Annotated in this window: 18 protein-coding genes and 1 pseudogene; 7 read left to right on the forward strand and 12 right to left on the reverse strand. The window is 55.7% G+C overall.

The features are described from left to right. The 3 genes from AQS70_RS21440 to AQS70_RS21450 form a co-directional block, all read left to right on the forward strand. Positions 1 to 310 (forward strand): enoyl-CoA hydratase-related protein (locus tag AQS70_RS21440; RefSeq protein ID WP_241492879.1); only part of this gene is annotated, 310 nt, incomplete at its 5' end. Then, the gene (locus AQS70_RS21445; RefSeq protein ID WP_055104746.1) at positions 310 to 1,842 is read left to right on the forward strand and encodes a 3-hydroxyacyl-CoA dehydrogenase; all 1,533 of its coding nucleotides are present in this window, start codon (positions 310 to 312) and stop codon (positions 1,840 to 1,842) included. The genes AQS70_RS21440 and AQS70_RS21445, both read left to right, overlap by 1 nt. A 32-nt stretch (positions 1,843 to 1,874) precedes the next feature. Next, positions 1,875 to 3,080: a 3-oxoadipyl-CoA thiolase gene (locus tag AQS70_RS21450; RefSeq protein ID WP_055104747.1), complete on the forward strand. Its 1,206-nt coding sequence runs from the start codon at positions 1,875 to 1,877 to the stop codon at positions 3,078 to 3,080. 123 nt (positions 3,081 to 3,203) lie between these two features. Here AQS70_RS21450 and AQS70_RS21455 read toward each other — a convergent pair whose 3' ends face one another. From AQS70_RS21455 to AQS70_RS21465, 3 genes are read right to left on the reverse strand one after another with little or no spacing between them, the layout of a single operon-like run. Beyond that, the gene (locus tag AQS70_RS21455; protein WP_055104748.1) at positions 3,204 to 4,385 is read right to left on the reverse strand and encodes an acetyl-CoA C-acetyltransferase; all 1,182 of its coding nucleotides are present in this window, start codon (positions 4,383 to 4,385) and stop codon (positions 3,204 to 3,206) included. Positions 4,386 to 4,410: 25 nt separating this feature from the next. Beyond that, positions 4,411 to 5,070, reverse strand: a complete 660-nt coding sequence (locus AQS70_RS21460) for a CoA transferase subunit B (protein ID WP_055104749.1) — start codon at positions 5,068 to 5,070, stop codon at positions 4,411 to 4,413. A 49-nt stretch (positions 5,071 to 5,119) separates the two neighbouring features. Beyond that, positions 5,120 to 5,818, reverse strand: coding sequence for a CoA transferase subunit A (locus tag AQS70_RS21465; RefSeq protein WP_055104750.1), 699 nt, complete (start codon positions 5,816 to 5,818; stop codon positions 5,120 to 5,122). A gap of 136 nt (positions 5,819 to 5,954) precedes the next feature. Here AQS70_RS21465 and AQS70_RS21470 point away from each other — a divergent pair, with 136 nt between their 5' ends. Then, complete coding sequence (locus AQS70_RS21470) at positions 5,955 to 6,851, forward strand: LysR family transcriptional regulator (protein WP_055104751.1); 897 nt, start codon at positions 5,955 to 5,957, stop codon at positions 6,849 to 6,851. A gap of 238 nt (positions 6,852 to 7,089) precedes the next feature. Here the strand turns inward: AQS70_RS21470 and AQS70_RS21475 are convergent, their stop codons facing one another. After that, positions 7,090 to 8,334 (reverse strand): MFS transporter, encoded by a 1,245-nt coding sequence (locus AQS70_RS21475; RefSeq protein WP_055104752.1) that lies wholly within the window; start codon positions 8,332 to 8,334, stop codon positions 7,090 to 7,092. A 76-nt stretch (positions 8,335 to 8,410) separates the two neighbouring features. On the opposite strand from AQS70_RS21475, the gene AQS70_RS21480 reads away from it, so the two are divergent. The 3 genes from AQS70_RS21480 (at position 8,411) to AQS70_RS21490 (ending at position 10,494) form a co-directional block, all read left to right on the forward strand. Continuing rightward, a complete protein-coding gene (locus AQS70_RS21480) occupies positions 8,411 to 9,232 on the forward strand; it encodes an AraC family transcriptional regulator (RefSeq protein ID WP_055104762.1) in 822 nt (273 codons plus the stop codon). A 156-nt stretch (positions 9,233 to 9,388) separates the two neighbouring features. Next, complete coding sequence (locus tag AQS70_RS21485; RefSeq protein WP_055104753.1) at positions 9,389 to 9,769, forward strand: RidA family protein; 381 nt, start codon at positions 9,389 to 9,391, stop codon at positions 9,767 to 9,769. A gap of 95 nt (positions 9,770 to 9,864) precedes the next feature. Continuing rightward, positions 9,865 to 10,494, forward strand: a complete 630-nt coding sequence (locus AQS70_RS21490; RefSeq protein ID WP_055104754.1) for a hypothetical protein — start codon at positions 9,865 to 9,867, stop codon at positions 10,492 to 10,494. Positions 10,495 to 10,587: 93 nt separating this feature from the next. Here the strand turns inward: AQS70_RS21490 and kch are convergent, their stop codons facing one another. The 8 genes and pseudogenes from kch to ureB form a co-directional block, all read right to left on the reverse strand. After that, a complete protein-coding gene (gene kch / locus AQS70_RS21495) occupies positions 10,588 to 11,763 on the reverse strand; it encodes a voltage-gated potassium channel protein (RefSeq protein ID WP_055104755.1) in 1,176 nt (391 codons plus the stop codon). Positions 11,764 to 11,858: 95 nt separating this feature from the next. Further along, positions 11,859 to 12,842 carry an urea transporter gene (gene yut, locus AQS70_RS21500; protein WP_055104756.1) on the reverse strand — a complete coding sequence of 328 codons (984 nt, stop codon included), beginning with the start codon at positions 12,840 to 12,842 and terminating at the stop codon, positions 11,859 to 11,861. A 60-nt stretch (positions 12,843 to 12,902) separates the two neighbouring features. Continuing rightward, on the reverse strand, positions 12,903 to 13,865 hold the full coding sequence (locus AQS70_RS21505) for an urease accessory protein UreD (RefSeq protein ID WP_055104757.1): 963 nt from the start codon (positions 13,863 to 13,865) through the stop codon (positions 12,903 to 12,905). Next, a complete protein-coding gene (gene ureG, locus AQS70_RS21510) occupies positions 13,862 to 14,518 on the reverse strand; it encodes an urease accessory protein UreG (RefSeq protein WP_055104758.1) in 657 nt (218 codons plus the stop codon). The genes AQS70_RS21505 and ureG overlap by 4 nt, the downstream gene beginning before the upstream one ends. Before the next feature lie 53 nt (positions 14,519 to 14,571). Next, entirely contained in the window at positions 14,572 to 15,258 is a 687-nt protein-coding gene (locus AQS70_RS21515) for an urease accessory protein UreF (RefSeq protein WP_055104759.1), read from the reverse strand. A 24-nt stretch (positions 15,259 to 15,282) separates the two neighbouring features. Further along, a complete protein-coding gene (locus AQS70_RS21520; protein ID WP_055104760.1) occupies positions 15,283 to 15,966 on the reverse strand; it encodes an urease accessory protein UreE in 684 nt (227 codons plus the stop codon). Between the two features lie 90 nt (positions 15,967 to 16,056). Next, positions 16,057 to 17,775, reverse strand: coding sequence for an urease subunit alpha (locus tag AQS70_RS21525; RefSeq protein ID WP_055104761.1), 1,719 nt, complete (start codon positions 17,773 to 17,775; stop codon positions 16,057 to 16,059). Between the two features lie 191 nt (positions 17,776 to 17,966). Beyond that, positions 17,967 to 18,184: pseudogene (gene ureB, locus AQS70_RS21530) on the reverse strand (urease subunit beta); the annotation flags it as partial.

The following is an 18,184-nucleotide window of genomic DNA, read 5'->3' on the forward strand; positions in this document are numbered from 1 at the left end:
GGCATTACGCATGCTCTTCACCGGCTGCCAGATCAATGCCCAAGAGGCGCTGCGCATGGGCTTGGTCAGTGAGGTGGTGGCTGACGATCAAACGCTCTCGCAAGCGTTGGCGCTGGCGATCAGCATCAGCCACATGCCACCCATCGCCATAGCGCAGATCAAGGAAGTGGTGCTCGCGGGTATGGATCTACCGTTGGAGCAGGCGCTGACCATGGAGCGCAAGGCGTTCCAGTTGCTGTTTGGCTCCCATGATCAAAAAGAGGGCATGAATGCGTTTTTGCAAAAGCGCACACCGGAGTATCTCGGTTAATGAAACAGTCAGCATTGCAATGTATCGGCGTGGTCGGCACGGGGGCCATGGGGCAGGGGATCGCTCAGGTCATGGCCCTAGGCGGTTTGAACGTTGTGTTGTTCGATGCTCGCCCAGAGGCGGCCACTATCGCACGCGAACACTTGGCGACAGCGCTCTCCCACTTGCAGGCCAAAGGTCGGATCACTCAGCAGTTGGCTAATGAGGCGTTGCAAAATATCCACGTGGTTGAAAGCCTGCAAGGCTTAACTGAGTGCCAGTGGGTGATTGAGGCCATTGTTGAAGATTTGCAAAGCAAGCAGGCGCTGTTCCGGCAACTGGATGAGTTGCTGGATAAAGCCACTGTATTGGCGAGCAACACCTCGTCGCTGTCCATCACGGCCATTGCCTCGGTTTGCAAGCATCCCGAGCGGGTGGCGGGGCTGCACTTTTTTAACCCGGTGCCGCGCATGCGTTTGGTTGAAGTGATCGCAGGCATCGCGACTCGGCCCCAGGTCATCGAGCAATTACAGGCGCTGGTTGAGCGGGTGGGCCATTGCCCGGTTATTTCCAAGGATTCTCCGGGGTTTATTGTTAATCATGCCGGGCGCGCATTCGGCACTGAGGCCCTGCGCATCTTAAGTGAGGGGGTAGCAACGGCCGCGCAGATTGATGCGGTGCTGCGCGATGGGGCGGGGTTTCGCATGGGGCCCTTTGAGTTACTCGACTTGATCGGTCTGGATGTCAGCTTGCCGGTCATGGAGTCGGTGTATCACCAATTTTATGAAGAGCCGCGCTATCGGCCGCATCCTTTGTTGCGCCTAATGCTGACGGGCGGTCACTTGGGGCGCAAATCCGGTCAGGGGTTTTATCACTATCAAGACAAAGGCGCTGCGCCACGTTCTGTTCAATCGGTGCCTGATTGTGCGATACCGCCTACCGTGTGGGTTGCAGCCGATGATGAACTTGGCAAAGCGCGTGTCATTGCGTTGCTCAAGCAACTGGGCGCCAGCATTGAAAGCGGCCCGCGCCCCTCGGCGCAGGCGTTGTGCGTGCTAGCACCGTTGGGTGAAGATGCCACTGAGTCGGCTTTGCGTCACAACGTCGATCCTGCCCGCACGGTGGCGATTGATGCGTTGCTGGAACTGTCGACGCTGCGCTGCCTGATGCTGACACCTGCAACCCGCCCTGATGTGCAAAACGCCGCACATGCGTTGTTCAGCGCCGATGGCGGCACGGTGGTGATGATCCGCGATAGCGGCGGATTTATCGTCCAGCGCACCCTTGCCTCAATCATTAATTTGGCATGCGACATCGCCCAACAAGGTATCGCTTCGGTCGCAGACATTGACCGTGCCGTGCAGTTGGGCTTGGGTTACCCCCACGGACCACTGGCGTGGGGCGACCAACTTGGCGCGTCGCGGCTGCTGCTGATCTTGGAGCGCATGCATTCTCTGAGCGGCGATCCACGATACCGCCCAAGCAGTTGGTTGCGTCGCCGGGCCCGCTTGGAGCTCTCGCTGCGCCAGCCCGAAAACGACATCCCGGCCTGACTCGGCCCCCCTTAGCGATTGGAAACCTTGCCATGCTTGATGCTTATATCTACAGCGGTTTGCGCACGCCTTTCGGTCGGCATGCCGGTAGCGTGTCGGCCGTACGCCCTGATGATTTGGTCGGTGTGTTGCTGGCTAATCTGATGAGTACATCAGGGTTGCCGGTTGACGCGTTAGAAGAGGTGATTCTGGGGTGCACCAACCAAGCGGGCGAGGACAGCCGTAATCTGGCGCGCAACGCCTTGCTCAGCGCAGGTCTACCCTATGGCGTTGCCGGGCAGACGGTAAACCGCCTGTGCGCCAGCGGGTTGTCGGCGATCATTGATGTGGCACGGGCCATTACCTGTGGCGAGGGGCAGTTGTACCTGGCAGGCGGCGTTGAAAGCATGTCGCGGGCGCCCTTGGTCATCGCCAAGGCAGAAAGCGCGTTCAGCCGCAGCCAAGAACTGGCAGACAGCACCATTGGCGCACGATTTTCAAACCCTAAACTGGTTGAACGTTACGGCAATGACAGCATGCCGCAGACGGGCGACAACGTCGCCCAGCAGTATGGAATTAGCCGCGAGGACTCAGACTGCTTCGCCGCGGCGTCCCAAGCACGCTATCAGGCCGCGCTACTGGCAGGCGTGCTGGACGGTGAAATCTTGCCGATTGATGTGCCCAGCGGGCGTAAAGGCCAGACTCTGCGCGTGAGCCATGACGAACACCCGCGGCCCCAGTCAGATCGGGCGGCATTGGCCCGCTTACAGCCACTGTTTGCCAATGGCGTTGTGACCGCCGGGAACGCCTCGGGGATCAACGACGGCGCGGCTGTAATGTTGTTGGGCAATCGGCAGATCGGTACAGCCCATGGCGTACAACCTATGGCGCGAATTGTGGCGTCGGCTGCAGTGGGGGTTGAGCCAAGAATCATGGGCATTGGCCCCCATAAAGCCATTGAAGTGGCCTTGCAGCGGGCCGGTATCACTCTGGCGCAGGTCGACCTGATTGAAATCAACGAAGCCTTTGCGCCGCAGGTGCTGTCATGTCTCAAAGCCTTGGGGCTCAGTTTTGATGACCCGCGCGTAAACCCCAACGGTGGCGCTATCGCTATCGGTCATCCATTAGGCGCTTCGGGCGCTCGATTGGTACTGAGCGCGTGCCGCACCTTGCAGCGCAACGCGCTGCGCTACGCGGTCGTCAGCTTGTGTGTGGGCGTCGGCCAAGGCGTAGCCATGGTGATCGAGCGTGTTCGATAAGGCTGTACGCTCAACCGGCAGAAAAAACCCGACGTGCCCCAGAGTCAGCCTCTAAGCCACGCCGGGCATGTGACCAGCCCGTTTACCGATGTCGTGGATCGGCAAACGGGCTGTTTGCACTCTTTACTCGCGTTCGATGGCCAGCGATACACCTTGACCGCCACCGATGCACAGGGTGGCCAGGCCTTTTTTGGCGTCACGCTTGATCATTTCGTGCAGCAATGACACCAGCACGCGGCACCCCGAAGCACCGATCGGATGGCCCAACGCAATGGCGCCGCCGTTAACGTTGACTTTGTCCATGTCCCATTCCAACTCTTTGCTCACCGCCAGCGACTGCGCGGCGAAGGCTTCGTTGGCTTCGATCAGGTCCAGTTGGTCGAGGCTCCAGCCGGCTTTTTTCAAGCAGGTGCGGGTCGCCGAAACCGGGCCGATGCCCATAATTGCCGGGTCGACACCGGCATTAGCGTAACCGGCAACCCTGGCCAATACAGGCAACCCCAAGGCTTTGGCCTTGTCGGCGCTCATCAGCACCACAGCGGCTGCGCCGTCATTAAGCGTGGAGGCGTTGCCAGCGGTGACGCTGCCGTCTTTTTTGAAAGCGGGTTTGAGTGTGCTCAATGAGTCGGCGGTGATGCCATCGCGCGGCTGCTCATCGACTTCAAAGGTGATCGGCTCTCCTTTGCGCTGAGGAATCTGAATAGGCGTGATTTCATCGGCAAACCGACCGGACTTAATCGCCGATATCGCTTTTTGTTGCGATGAGGCGGCGAAGGCGTCCTGTTGCTCACGGGTTAACTGGTATTTATCGACTAAGTTTTCAGCGGTGATGCCCATGTGGTAATGGTTGAACGCGTCCATCAAGCCGTCATGCAGCATGCTGTCGACCAGGGTCGCATTACCCATACGCAAGCCGGTACGAGCGGCCGGCAGTACGTAGGGAGCCAAGCTCATGTTTTCCATGCCGCCGGCGATGATGACGTCAGCATCACCACAGCGAATGGCTTGGGTTGCCAGATGCAGTGCCTTGAGGCCCGAACCACACAGCTTGTTCAGCGTCAGTGCCGGTACGCTATGAGGCAGGCCAGCAAGGATTGAAGCCTGACGAGCCGGGTTCTGACCGCAACCTGCAGTCAGCACTTGGCCCAAAATAACCTCGTCAACTTGCTCACCTTTAAGGCCGGTTTGCTTTAGCAGTTGGCGAATGACCGCGGCACCAAGCTCAGTTGCCGGAACATTGGCCAGCGCGCCCTGAAAACTGCCAATGGCCGTACGAGTAGCGGCGACAATGACGACTTCTTGCATGAAATCTCTCCTTAAAAGTGGCGGCTTAGGCGAATTGCATTTCCGGGACGTGGTCCGGGACGATCAGTTTGCCCGCAGTTTTGCTGACGATTTCTTCAACGCTGACGCCGGGCGCTCGCTCTTTGAGGATGAATGCGCCGTCTTGGATTTCTAGGTAGGCAAGGTCTGTCAGCACCCGCTTGATGCAACCGGCGCCGGTCAGCGGCAGGCTACAACGCGACAGCAGTTTGGACTCGCCGTCCTTGGAAGCATGGGTCATGGTGACGATGATATTTTCGGCACCCGCCACCAAATCCATCGCACCGCCCATCCCCTTGACCAATTTTCCGGGGATCATCCAAGAGGCGATGTTGCCCTCTACGTCCACTTCAAAAGCGCCGAGTACCGTGAGGTCAATGTGGCCGCCGCGGATCATCGCGAATGACTCGGCAGAAGAGAAAATCGACGCGCCGGTACGTGCAGTAACCGTTTGTTTGCCAGCGTTAATCATATCGGCGTCGGCCTCACCGACACGCGGGAAAGCACCCATGCCCAACAGGCCGTTTTCAGATTGCAGCATGACTTCCATGCCGTCGGGGATGTAGTTGGCGACCAAGGTTGGGATGCCGATGCCGAGATTTACGTAAAAGCCGTCTTGCATTTCGCGGGCGACGCGCTGAGCCATTTGTTCGCGGGAAAGAGCCATTATTATTCTCCGTACTCTGGATCAAGAGTGTGAGGCTGGGGGCAGGGGATCAAGAACGCTCAGTGAGCTTTTCGATACGTTTTTCAAACGTGCCGCAAATGATCCGATCGACGTAGATACCTGGGGTGTGGATCTGCGCCGGGTCCAGCTCGCCGGGTTCGACAATCTCTTCAACTTCAACCACGGTGATCTTGCCTGCTGTGGCGGCCAGCGGGTTGAAGTTCTGTGCGGTGTGGCGATAGATCACGTTACCGAAATGGTCGGCTTTCCAGCCTTTGACGATGGCGAAGTCGCCGGTGATGGATTCTTCCATCAGGTAATCACGACCGTTGAATTGACGGGTTTCCTTGCCCTCGGCCACCGGAGTGCCGACGCCGGTAGCGGTGAAAAATGCTGGGATCCCGGCACCACCTGCGCGCATCTTTTCAGCGAGGGTGCCTTGAGGGGTGAGCTCGACTTCAACTTCGCCGCTGAGCAACTGCTTCTCGAACAGTGCGTTTTCACCGACGTAAGAGGCAATGACTTTGCTGATTTGACGGTCTTCGAGCAGGATGCCCAAGCCAAATCCATCGACGCCACAGTTGTTGGACACGACGGTCAGGTCGCGTGTGCCTTTGCGCTTGATCTCGTTGATCAGGTTCTCAGGGATGCCGCACAGACCAAAACCGCCTGCAATGACGGTCATGCCGTCTTCGAGTCCGGCCAGTGCTTGCTCGTAGGACGCTACACGCTTATCAAAACCTGCCATATGCACCTCTTTTATTTTTGATGGGTGATGGTTTGACGAATGCTCAGAGTGTTACTCCATATGATTGATTTGTTAAATTGATTTTTAAGGTTGATTAATAGATAAATTAAAACAATTGAGTTCGGAGAACACGCCCATGACCGTCAAACAGATCCGTGCTTTTCTGGCCGTGGCGCAGAGCTTGAGCTTTGCCGTGGCCTGCGAGCGCCTGCATTTATCGCAATCGGCTTTGAGCCTGACGATCAAGGCGCTGGAAGAGGGATTAGGCGGGCGCTTATTCAGCCGCACCACGCGTAACGTCGCTTTAACCCCAGAAGGCCAGGCGCTACTCCCTCGAGCACGCCGCTTGGTAGCGGACTGGGACAACGCCGAGGATGAAATGCGGCAGTTATTCACCTTGCAGCGCGGTCGGGTAACACTGGCAACAATCCCCTCGTTTGCCTGCAATCTGCTGCCGCCCATTCTCAAAAACTTTCGCCTGCGCTACCCAAATCTCAACGTTACGGTCAACGACGTGGTCAATGAGCAGGTGCTAGAAATGGTCCGCGACCGGCAAGTTGAGTTAGGGGTGGCGTTTGAACCGGCGTTGGGTTCATCACTGTCTTTCACGCCACTGTACATCGACCGGTTTGTGGCGGTCGTTCCTGCAGACTCTGAGCTGGCCGAATGCTCGGTTATCGACTGGAAAACCTTGTTGGAGCAGCCCTTTATTACCTTGCAACGACCGTCTGCGGTGCGCGTACTGCTTGAAGAGCATCTGCAAGCGCGACAGATGAAATTGCCGGTGGAATTTGAAAGCCATCAATTGGTGACGGTCGGGCGTATGGTCGCCAGTGGGCTGGGTGTGAGCGCTGTCCCCGCCTTGTGCGCCGAGCAAATGCGCGAGTTGGGTGCACGCTGCTTAACCCTGCATGAGCCGGTGGTCGAGCGGGCGATGGGCGTGTTGACCAAACCTGGCCATGAACTCTCTGCCGCCGCCCAAGCGTTGTTTGACAGTTTGCTGGATGAGTGGAAAGTGCATGCGTCGGTTTAGGTGCGTGATTTCACGTTCAAAAACGACTCAAACCTCTTTGCCTGAGGTGAGGGCAAAGAGGGTGCAGGACGTGTGACAGCGATCTATCTACACCTCTTTTGTGGCTGACGAACTCCCGCGGCAGGCTGCGATCTTTTGATCTTTAAAGGCTAAAGCTCGCAGCCTGCGGCAGCTCGGAAATTTAGAGCAGGTTGCGAGGCTTTTGATTTTCAAAATGACACGGCGTAAGGCCTGAACCTCAACTCTCTTTGCCTTTAGTTGACGGCAACAAAACGGTCAGTACACCGAGCAGCGGTAGGTAGGAGCACAGCGAGTACACGTACTCGATGCCGTGGGTATCTGCCATATGGCCCAACAGGGCTGCGCCGATACCGCCAAAGCCGAACATCAGACCGAAGAACACGCCTGCGATCATGCCGACATTACCCGGCACCAGTTCTTGGGCGTAAACCACGATGGCAGAAAATGCCGAGGCCAAGATAAATCCGATGATCATGCTTAAAATGCCGGTCCAGAATAGATCGACATAGGGCAGCGCCAAGCTGAAGGGGGCGGCCCCCAAAATCGAGAACCAGATCACCGCCTTACGGCCAATCTTGTCGCCAATCGGCCCGCCAAAGAAAGTGCCCGCAGCCACCGCACCTAAGAACAGGAACAAGTAGAGCTGAGAGCTAGCGACTGATAGCTCAAACTTCTTGATCAGAAAGAAGGTGAAGTAACTGGTGAAACTGGTCATGTAGAAGTACTTGGAGAACACCAGCATTGCCAGCACTACCAGTGCGCTTGTGACGTGCTTTTTCGACAGGCCGTGAGTGGCAACCGTACCTTGTTTGAGCTTGAACAGATTGAGGTGGTTGCGATACCAGCGGCTCAAGCCGAACAGGATCAGAATGGCGAAGGCGGCAAACAGGCCGAACCATGCAACGTTGCCCTGGCCGTAAGGAATGACGATGGCTGCTACGAGCAACGGGCCAAAAGCGCTCCCAGCGTTACCGCCGACTTGGAAAGTAGATTGCGCCAGTCCATAGCGCCCGCCAGACGCCAGTCGCGCTACCCGCGAGGTTTCTGGGTGGAAAGTCGAAGAGCCAATGCCGATCAGCGCTGAGGCGATCAAAATAGACGTGAACGATCCGACAAACGCCAACATCAAGATGCCGATCAGCGTACAGACCATACCGGCTGGTAACAGCCAAGGTTTAGGATGGCGATCGGTGTAATAACCCACTCCTGGCTGAAGCAGCGAAGCCGTGAGTTGGAAGGTCAGGGTGATCAGGCCGATTTGGGTAAAGCTCAGGTCATAGTTGGCTTTTAGCATCGGGTAGATCGACGGGAGTACGGCCTGAATCAGGTCGTTGATCAGATGAGCAAGGGCGCAGGCCGCAATCACCCGCATGACTAGCGGGCTGGATGGGCTGCTCACTGTGGCTGTGGGGTGGCTGCTGGGGCTAATGCTAGCCGACGGGGTCGTACTGGTTATTGACATTGTGAATCATCCGAACAGTGAGGAGGGACGTTGGGTGCGCAAGGGCAAACCAGCGGCTATCCTAGATTTCGCCAAATTGCCTGTCTCGCGCAATTCGGGCGCTCACTGTCTTAAAAAGGGAATTATGAACAAACTCCTGAAAGAATTTCTGCTTGAGGTCGATGAAGCGAACTGGACGGTTAACAGCAGCGCAACCGATTACCCGGCCGATTGGATCATCACGCCGCATTCACACTCAAAGCATCAACTGCTGTATGCCATTGAAGGGGTTATGGTGGTGCATTCGGCGCTGAGCCAATGGACGGTGCCTCCCAGTCGCGGTATATGGATGCCCAGCGGTCATGTGCATTCGGTGCGCTGTGTTGGGCCGATAAAAATGCGCAGTGTGTATGTACGCCCGGATGGGATGGCGCAATTGCCAACCGAAACCCGAGCGGTGAGTATTTCGGCGTTGTTGAGCGAGTTGATCAAGGCGTCGGTGGAGATCACGGCGCCTTACGCGGTGGACTCGAGAGAAGATCGGATCATGAAGCTGATTCTGGACGAACTGGCAATTCTACCGGTCCTGCCACTGCATCTTCCGCAGCCACAAGATCCACGCATCCAGACGATTTGTACGGTGTTGCAGCGTGATCCAGCAGACGGCTCGACCCTGGCCGATTGGAGCGCCCGACTGGGGTTGGATGAAAAAACCATTCAGCGCTTGTTTCATAAGGAAACCGGTATGACGTTTGGTCAGTGGCGTCAGCAATCGCGGTTGCTGTTGGCGTTAGAGCGTATTGCTGTCGGCGAAAAGATTATCGACGTTGCTGGGGCTTTGGGATACGACAGTCCGAGTGCGTTCACCACAATGTTTAAAAAGCAATTTGGTAAAACACCGAGCAACTTCTTTAAGTGATTGAGCCACCTGCAGTTTGTTGGCATTGACCGTATTTATCTTAGATACGTGCGCTCACCCGCATGATGCACACACAAACCTCGCTCCAAACCGTCACGCACGCCAGTGATAAACTCCCCCGCACATCTTAATAAGCACCTTGACCCAGAGAACCTCATGGCAAACCAAGACATTACCTTCATCCCCGATCCAGATGCAGATTCCATCTCTTCAGATGTGGCCGGCTTTGGCGGCATGCTGGTGTCCACGCAAATCCCGACGCGTGCCGACGGCAGCTTGGAGCTAGGCGGTATTACCGAGCAAAGCGAGTGCACCTTACAAGCACTCAAGGTGGCATTGGAAGGGGCTGGCAGCTCGATGGACCGAGTGCTGCACTTGACGATTTACCTCACAGATATGGCTGACCGTGCCGCCTTCAACGAGGTATACCAGCGCTTTTTCACCAAGCCGTGGCCGGTGCGCGCCGCAGTGGGTGTTGCAGCTCTGGCGGCTGAGGGGATGCGTGTGGAAGTGACGGCCATGGCGGCTAAAGCCTAAGTCAATTGTCCTGAACAGCGTCCATCTTCTACACTTCTTTTCGGCCTGTTGTCGGCCGTGCCAATGAAGGCGCACACAGAGAAGGAGTCAAGAAGATGGTACGCAGATTTTTGGGCGTTGCGGCGTTAGCACTTTTGGCCGGTTGTGCCACAAACCGAGCAGAAGTGGACGTCGATGTTTTACCTCCAAGTACTACTCAGGCGCCTGCCCCCAGCAATGGCAAGGTGGTGTATATCAGTGCCGTTGATGAGCGGGTTTTTCAGATCAAACCCACACGCTTCGATGTCCCTTCGCTGAAGTACGACGAGATTGACGATAAGTCGATCACCGAGCGAGCAATTGCGCGCAAACGCAACAACTACAACATGGCCATTGGTGACGTACTGTTGCCAAAGGGTCGTACCGTGTCGCAGCTGGTGGGCGACGCAGTGGCCAGCGCTTACCGCCAAGCAGGCTATGAGGTGGTCAGCACACCTACTGCTGGCAATGCCAAAGAAGTGAACGTGAAAATCGTTGAGTTCTGGTCATGGTCGGGTGCTGAAGGGGTATTGGACAAAGTGATCCGTAATCAGTCTGTGCTGCAGATAAATACTGCTGGAGCACCTGAGTACACGGTTAAAACTCTGGTTCAAGAAAACGCCAAAGTTGTGACCGATAAAGACTGGAAGAAAATCACCGAAGCCGGTCTTGAAGCCATTGTTCAGGAGACCCAGAAGCAGCTGTGACCCATTGGTTAAGCCCTGATAGAGACGTGGCGAGCTGCAGGCTCGCCACGCTGTCAAACGGCCTCAATTGCTACCGTTAACCCTGCGATGTATTTACTCCAGCGAAGTCCGCTTGCCGAAGAACATTTCGGTAATAAACTCACTGTCGATCCGATCACCTTGTAAGGTACGCACTAGCAGTTCACTGGCCAGCAGTGACAATGAGAGCAACATGTTCGGGGCTACGAGTTGGACCTTAGCTACGTTTTGGGTTTCGTTGACCAGCGCGATGATTTTCGTGTTATCACCGGCAACCTCTTTAGCTGCCAGAATAGTGAAAACGTTATCCGCATCGTTATCTCGCAAGGTAAGGATGTATTTGGCTTCACTAGCACCGGCTTGTTTTAGGGTCGACGTTGACGAAGGATCACCTTCAATAATGTCGGCGGTTTCCGGCAAGTCGTGCTGACTGCCAGGGGCAGCGATGACGGTGACGTGTTCGCCGCGATCAATCAGACTTTTATAGACGTTTTGGGCCAGCGAACTGGTACCCAGCAAGATGTAGTGATTTGTCCGGGCCATATGGGTAATCCTGCCTTTAACAATACGTTGGATGCTGTTGCTGATCAGTGGGCCGGCAATAGACGCAACTGATACAGCAAAAATGGTGATCCCCAAAACAATCACCGTCAGGGTGAAGAATCGAGCATCGGTGGTGTGCGGCACAATGTCGCCAAAGCCGACGGTGGACATCACCACAATCGAGAAATAGAACGCTGAAGCTAGATCATTGACAGGCGGGGTGAATTGATCACCCAAGTACAGCGTGCCCAGCATGCTGTAGACAATCAGCGAGGCAATACTGACGATCGCAAAAAAGCTGCCGGTGGCCAGACTATGATGGTCAAAGCCGCGCCAGTAAAAGGCTAATAAGGCAATGGAAAACAGCGAGTAGTAGGCCAAGCTGTTAGGGATTTTAACGATGAAAAAAATGATGCACACCGCTGATATCAATAACAACAGCGAAAAGAACCAGCTCATACGTGATTTGAGCGCCAGCCCGAACGACATCAGCACTAGCAGGAAGCCGACCACGAACCCTGGAATTTCCAGCAAGGCAAGTAGGTTTAAGGCATCTTTCCACGCATCAAAGACACCGCCGTTTGCAACGGTAAGTGCGAGCATATGTCGCACCACCGGTAGCATCAGGCCCACGCCATTGATGGCGACCACTAGGGCGACAACGTAAGCAAAAGAGAGTCGCGATTTAACTTTCTCTAATAAAGTCATAATTCCTACGACAAGCCTATTAATGGGTGGTGGGAATGTAGGTTAGCTCATTACGATTGAACCTGACCTCTACGTAATCCCTCACAACACGGGTTTCACTGACGATGGGCTGGCATGACGTCTTTGTTGGGCACCAGAAATAACCATGAAGCCAGTACAAAGGGCATGGTCAACGTCGGGATGCCGATAGGCCCCAACACCGTATTTAAAGCACCTTGCACAAAAACCGTGAAAATCACCCCGATCACGGTGTAGATCAGTACCCGCAAGCGCGGTTTATTGAAGGTCGACCCCAGAGCAATAGCGGTGAGAACCGCACTGAATGCGTACAGCCCGTTGTTGATGCTCGAATGCTCGGCCTGTAACAGCGTCGCCACCAACACAGCCAAAAAAGAGCCGAGGAGGCCGAAGAGCGCAGCCCATAGAGAGGACACTGCCAAGCCGGCCAAAAATAACAAACTGCCCACCACGGTGCTGAGCAGGAAGACTTCCGATATTCCGTAGAACGTAGCGTGAAACAGGTCGATACCATCGAAAAGGTTCGGGTTGTAGGCAACCAAGTCGTGGGGCAGGTTGGGAACTGGTAGTTCGTTGCTGCTCAACCCCCCGAAGGCATAACTGGCCAACAGCATGGTCCAAGTGACCAATACGAAAGGTGCCGTCAGGGCTGCGACTTTCCAGGTTTTCAAAATATCAGCGATACAGAGGGTGACGATGACCGAGACAACACTGGCGAGGATGATGCACAGCCAGAGCGTGGGAGTAGGGTCTAGAAAAGTAGGCAAACCCACGCCAACCAAGCAACCGTTATAGCCATACAGACCGGCCTTCCAAGAGGCGCGGTCTTTAAGATTCATACCGGTGAACGTTGCCGCGACGGTGCCGAGTACACAGCCAAAGGCGACGGCGGGATGGCCTTCGGCAAAGGCGCCGACAAAAATCGCGGCAAAAAACAACAAACCGGTCAGCGGGTTGTTCTGGAACATGACTTGGGCACAGCCACGCAGCGTGACGTCAATAAACTCCAACACTGCGTTGCCGTTTACCCATTGCGACCATTTGGATGACGCCGCTTGCATATTGACTCTCCCCATTTAGCCCCTGCGCAAAGCAGATTCACCCGTTTGCGCGGTGGGCATTTATTTCCATAAAAAGGGTGGTTGTAAGGTCACGCCGAGGATCTCTTCACGGGCGATTTTCCAAAAGGCTCGGACTTGGGCTTTGACTGCGCCGCTGTCATTGCCCAAGACTTTGAAGATCAAGCCGCAGTGGTTTGGCAAGCGGGTGACGCCACTCGCCAAGCCCGCCTGTAGATCAAACAAAGCCGGAGTTCGTTCAACAATACGATCGTGATGCGCCTTGGGTGTGAGCAAAACGACGTTGGCGAACACATCGAAGGTTTGCATGACGCCGACCGCGTCCAAGCTCTCTTTTTTGGGCTCCAACACGTATTTTTCGACAAACAGTTCTTTGCCCTCCAGGGTTTGCGCGGTTACCCGCGAGGAGTACACGTCAAAGCCAAAACGCTCATCGACGTGGTGGTGCTTTCGACCGGACATCAGGGTTTCGCAGTAAATAGCCGTCGCCGTCGGGTGGATGTTGATCTGAGTGTCAGTGATAAATCGGGCATCGCGATGCGGGATCAGCGGGTCCGGCATAAATTCCAAGTAGCCGTTTTCTTCGATTCGCAGGTGTTGAATTTGCGAAGCGTAGTTGGCGTTCATGGAGTGCACTTTGGTCGCCGATTGTGTGGTGACGTGCCCGCAGGCCCCCACGCCTACCGTGACGTCCGTGGCCAAACGATCGCCCTGAAGCACGCAGCCGGAAGTCGAAATCATGGTGACGCAGGGCAGTTGGGGCATTTCTTCGTCCCAGTACAACGCCCGTTGCACCAGTGAAGGTACGCGTCGCTCCATGTCTGCGAGAACGCTGCGATTACCGCGCTTCTCAAAGCCTAAGCGCAGATAACCACTCTTGCCGACCGCGCCACTGTGCATTTGCACCGGCTCGTCTTGGTAGTTCGCCAGCTCCGGCGCATCAGTGCCCAACGCGTGAGCGCGCAGCCGTGACGGCGTGTTCACGATCTGGCTCTGCACACTCATGCAGTGACCTCGCTGTGGGCGGAAGGCGCCGTGGGTTTGTGGGCGAACAGGAACATGTGTTCAATCATGTCCACCAGCTCTTCAACCCCTTGACCGGTTTTGCAGTTAGTGAGGATATAAGGACGGCCTCCGCGCACGACTTTAGTGTCGCTTTCCATCACGTCCAGACTCGCGCCAACGTACGGGGCGAGGTCGATTTTGTTGATGATCAGGATGTCTGCTTGAACCAGACCGGGGCCGTTTTTGCGCGGGATCTTCTCGCCCTCGGCCACGTCGATCACGTAGATATAAAAGTCTGCCAGTGCTGGGCTGAAGGTCAGCGTCAGGTTATCGCCGCCGCTCTCGATCATGATCAAGTCGCTGTCGGGGAACTTCTCTTCCATCTCCTCGACGGCGGCAATGTTCATGCTCGGGTCTTCGCGCACAGCGGTGTGCGGGCAAGCACCGGTTTCTACCCCCAGTATCTTGTCTTCGTCGAGGATGCCTTTAAGCGTTCGCTTAACCTGTTTGGCGTCTTCGGTGGTCACGATGTCGTTGGTGATAATCAGCGGCTTATAACCACGGTTGATCAGGATCGGCGTGATCACTTCGATGACTGCGGTTTTACCTGAGCCGACCGGGCCGCCAATACCAATACGGGTAATTTTTTTCACAAGAGCTTCCTTAATAAAAGTGCAGCAGATTCAGTCATGGGCTACGGGGGGCGTCAGTTCATAAACAGGCGCACATGGGCTTTGACGTGAACGGCCGCCAGCACGTCGACGATGGGTACGTACGACGACATTTGATTGATGTCACCGATTTCTGCGATGTCGCAGAAGGTTTCAATATCGTGGTTCAGCTCAAACAGAATGCGTTGGGTATCAAGGTGCGTAATGCGCATCAGGCGCATGGCTGCGCTGAGGATGGTCATGGCCACCCCGTACTGATGCATTACCACCACTTCGCGGGCGCCGATGCCTTGAGTCGACATCACCACGGCCTGCGTAATGGGGTAGGTGCCAGCAGCATTGCCAGCCTTGATTTGTTCGAGCCACCAGCGCACCAAGGGTTTTTCAACCACATGGATCGACATTTCCGCCAGTTTTTTGCCCATGCGGGTGGCCATCAACCGGCTTTCTTCGTTGAGCTTGCGGTTATTGACGGCCCAGTCGACACGTAAGATCGCTTCGCGATCATCGGCCATGGCTGCCCGGTGCGCCGCAACGACGCCCATGCCGTCGCAGCTGGCGGCCTGTTTGAGGGCCGTCAAGACAAAGCCCTTGAGCGTTGCCACATCGTGAACGATGCCTGTTTGAATGGCCGATTCCACGCCGTTCGAGAACGTAAAAGCACCGACGGGCAATACCGAATCGCCAAACTGCATGATGCGAATTAGGTCTGATGCGTTCATCCAAAGCGCCTTTTACCGGGGTTGTTAATGCTTGTGTTCGTGTTCATGGCTGTGGAACGTTTGGCCGTTGTCATGACTGTGGCTGTGAGCGTCATGAAGGTATTGGCCTTTGATCTGCAAGGCGGCGGCTTCCAGTTTGTCTTGCGGGCTGGCGACATGAACGTGGGTGCCGGTTTCTTCAGCGCCGCCAAACAACAGGCGAGCTTCAGAGGTGGTGAGGTTGGGCAGCACCGTGGCACCACTGACAAAGGCATACGGCAAATGCTCAAAGCCGTGGGTACGCATCACCGAGTCCATCATTTTGGTTTCAACGGTGAGTGGGATGTACACCTCGTTGTTTTTGGTCACGGCCTTCCAGTGCTGGTTGCCCAGCGCGTGACCGAGTTCAAAACTGGTTTTAATCAGCACGTCCAGCGGTTGCTGTTTAAGCTCTTTAAGATCAATCACCATTACGTCGCGCAGATTTAACTGCACCACGACGGCGCTCTTGGCTTGCTCATCCCAGATCAGCACGTCGCCGTCAGCCAGAATGACATTGCGTTCCAGTGAGATACCGAGGTCGAGCCCGCCAACACTGGTGCGACGGCAGCGGCTTTTTTGGGCTTCGCGCTGGTCCAGAATCAGCAAGTCAATGTTGGCCCCTTCAAGCTTTTGCTTCCAGGCCAGATCTTTCTTGGCATTGCCCAGAATGTGCTCAATCAAAATCACGTTACAGCTCCTTTCTAACCCCCCACTGTAGGACGAGCTTGTGACCTTTAAAAGATCGTGAGCAAGCTCGCTCCTACAGGGCTAGGGGTTTTAGCCAAAGAAATAGCGTTGGTTCATCGTTGCCACGTCGATGGGCTCGCACGTGACGTGTACGCCATCGACTCTCACCTCAAAGGTTTCAGGGTTCACTTCAATGTGCGGCGTCTGATCGTTACGGACCAAGTCTTTTTTGGAGATGGTGCGACAGTTACGAATGGCCATCACTTGGCGATCCAGCCCGGCTTTTTCCTTGACTCCGTCCTCAAGCGCGGCTTGCGAAACGAAGGTCACGCAGGTGTCCTGCATGGTTTTGCCAAATGCGCCAAACATTGGACGGTAGTAAACCGGCTGCGGGGTCGGCAGGGAGGCATTCGGGTCACCCATGGCGGCCCAGTTGATCATGCCGCCCTTGATCACCATTTTTGGTTTGGCGCCGAAGAAACGCGGGTCCCAGAGCACCAGATCAGCCATTTTGCCGACTTCAACCGAACCCAGTACATGACTTACACCTTGGGCAATAGCTGGGTTAATAGTGATTTTTGCCACGTACCGCAGTACGCGGAAGTTATCGTTATCTGGGCTGTCTTCGGGCAACTTGCCGCGAGAGACTTTCATCGCATGGGCGGTTTGCATCACCCGCAACCAGTTTTCACCAACCCGGCCCATGGCCTGTGAGTCGCTGGAAAACATGGAAATGACGCCCATGTCTTGCAGCACGTTTTCGGCGGCGATGGTTTCCGGGCGAACCCGGCTTTCGGCAAACGACACGTCGGCAGGCACGTTAGGGTTAAGGTTGTGACAGACCATGATCATGTCGAACAACTCGGCCTGACTGTTGACACCGTAGGGCAGGGTCGGGTTGGTCGAGCTTGGCAGGACGTTGAGCTGGCTGGCCACTCGAATAATGTCCGGGGCGTGACCGCCACCTGCGCCCTCGGTATGGAAGGTGTGAATGGTGCGACCTTCAAAGGCGTCAATGGTGTCTTCGACATAGCCGCCTTCGTTCAAGCTGTCAGTGTGAACCGACACTTGCACATCCATCTCATCGGCAATGCGCAGCGAGTGGCGCAGAGCATTGGACGTTGCACCCCAGTCTTCGTGGACCTTAAGCCCGGCCACACCGGCAATGATTTGTTCAGCCAAAGGCGCGTGGCCATACGAGTTGCCTTTACCCAGCAAACCGATGTTGATCGGCAGGCCCTCAATCGAACGCAGCATCTTGCGAATGTTCCACGGGCCTGGGGTCACGGTGGTGCCATTGGTGCCGTCAGTTGGGCCGATGCCGCCGCCGAAGAAGGTGGTGATCCCGTTAGACAAACCGTGATAGGCCTGTTGTGGCGAGATCAGGTGAATGTGGGTGTCGATCCCGGCTGCTGTCAGGATCAAGTGCTCGCCGGAGATAGCATCGGTGCTGACGCCCACTACCATGTCTTTGGTCACGCCGGACATGACATCGGGGTTGCCACTTTTGCCGACCCCACAGATCTTGCCATCGCGAATCCCGACGTCGGCTTTGATCACGCCTTGAATCGGGTCAATGATGGTGACGTTGGTGATCACCAAGTCAAGTACGCCGTTGTCACGGGTCAGATTGTTATTGGCGCCCATGCCATCGCGCAGGGATTTACCCCCACCATAGACCGATTCCTCGCCGTAACCGCGCAAGTCCTTTTCAATTTCGACGAACAAGTTAGTGTCGCCCAGACGAATTTTGTCGCCTGTGGTGGGCCCAAACAGGCCTGCGTATTCTTTGCGTGAAATAGTTGGCATCGGTGGCTCCTTTCTAATGCCGCGCTGGCGTTGATGAATTAACCGCGCAGGTGCAAAAAATGTGAGTGCTTGGCGTGCATGGCGGCCTATTGGTCGGTCTTGGAAAACTTAAAGCCAAGATCGCTCGCTCGCTGGATGGCTTGCAGCTTTTCAGCGCGCTCATGCAGGACGATGGTGTTATCCGGGGCCCAGCCGTCGACTAGGTTGTTGAAACCGTAGACCGTTTGCTTGCCGCCGTAGGGGATCAACGACACTTCAATTTCATCGCCTGGTTCAAAGCGGATCGCCGTGGTAGCGGTGATATTCAGGCGTTTACCAAAAGCCGCTGCGCGGTCGAACTCCAGCGCACGGTTTACTTCGAAAAAGTGATAGTGCGAACCGATTTGAATCGGTCGGTCGCCGGTATTGC

Origin of the sequence: Pseudomonas endophytica, from assembly GCF_001411475.1 — a bacterium.
GTDB lineage: Bacteria > Pseudomonadota > Gammaproteobacteria > Pseudomonadales > Pseudomonadaceae > Aquipseudomonas > Aquipseudomonas endophytica.

Coding starts and splice junctions, on each gene's coding strand:
- AQS70_RS21445 (WP_055104746.1), top strand. CDS start 310: ATGAAACAGTCAGCATTGCAATGTATCGGCGTGGTCGGCACGGGGGCC.
- AQS70_RS21450 (WP_055104747.1), top strand. CDS start 1,875: ATGCTTGATGCTTATATCTACAGCGGTTTGCGCACGCCTTTCGGTCGG.
- AQS70_RS21455 (WP_055104748.1), bottom strand. CDS start 4,385: ATGCAAGAAGTCGTCATTGTCGCCGCTACTCGTACGGCCATTGGCAGT.
- AQS70_RS21460 (WP_055104749.1), bottom strand. CDS start 5,070: ATGGCTCTTTCCCGCGAACAAATGGCTCAGCGCGTCGCCCGCGAAATG.
- AQS70_RS21465 (WP_055104750.1), bottom strand. CDS start 5,818: ATGGCAGGTTTTGATAAGCGTGTAGCGTCCTACGAGCAAGCACTGGCC.
- AQS70_RS21470 (WP_055104751.1), top strand. CDS start 5,955: ATGACCGTCAAACAGATCCGTGCTTTTCTGGCCGTGGCGCAGAGCTTG.
- AQS70_RS21475 (WP_055104752.1), bottom strand. CDS start 8,334: ATGTCAATAACCAGTACGACCCCGTCGGCTAGCATTAGCCCCAGCAGC.
- AQS70_RS21485 (WP_055104753.1), top strand. CDS start 9,389: ATGGCAAACCAAGACATTACCTTCATCCCCGATCCAGATGCAGATTCC.
- AQS70_RS21490 (WP_055104754.1), top strand. CDS start 9,865: ATGGTACGCAGATTTTTGGGCGTTGCGGCGTTAGCACTTTTGGCCGGT.
- kch (WP_055104755.1), bottom strand. CDS start 11,763: ATGACTTTATTAGAGAAAGTTAAATCGCGACTCTCTTTTGCTTACGTT.
- yut (WP_055104756.1), bottom strand. CDS start 12,842: ATGCAAGCGGCGTCATCCAAATGGTCGCAATGGGTAAACGGCAACGCA.
- AQS70_RS21505 (WP_055104757.1), bottom strand. CDS start 13,865: ATGAGTGTGCAGAGCCAGATCGTGAACACGCCGTCACGGCTGCGCGCT.
- AQS70_RS21515 (WP_055104759.1), bottom strand. CDS start 15,258: ATGAACGCATCAGACCTAATTCGCATCATGCAGTTTGGCGATTCGGTA.
- AQS70_RS21525 (WP_055104761.1), bottom strand. CDS start 17,775: ATGCCAACTATTTCACGCAAAGAATACGCAGGCCTGTTTGGGCCCACC.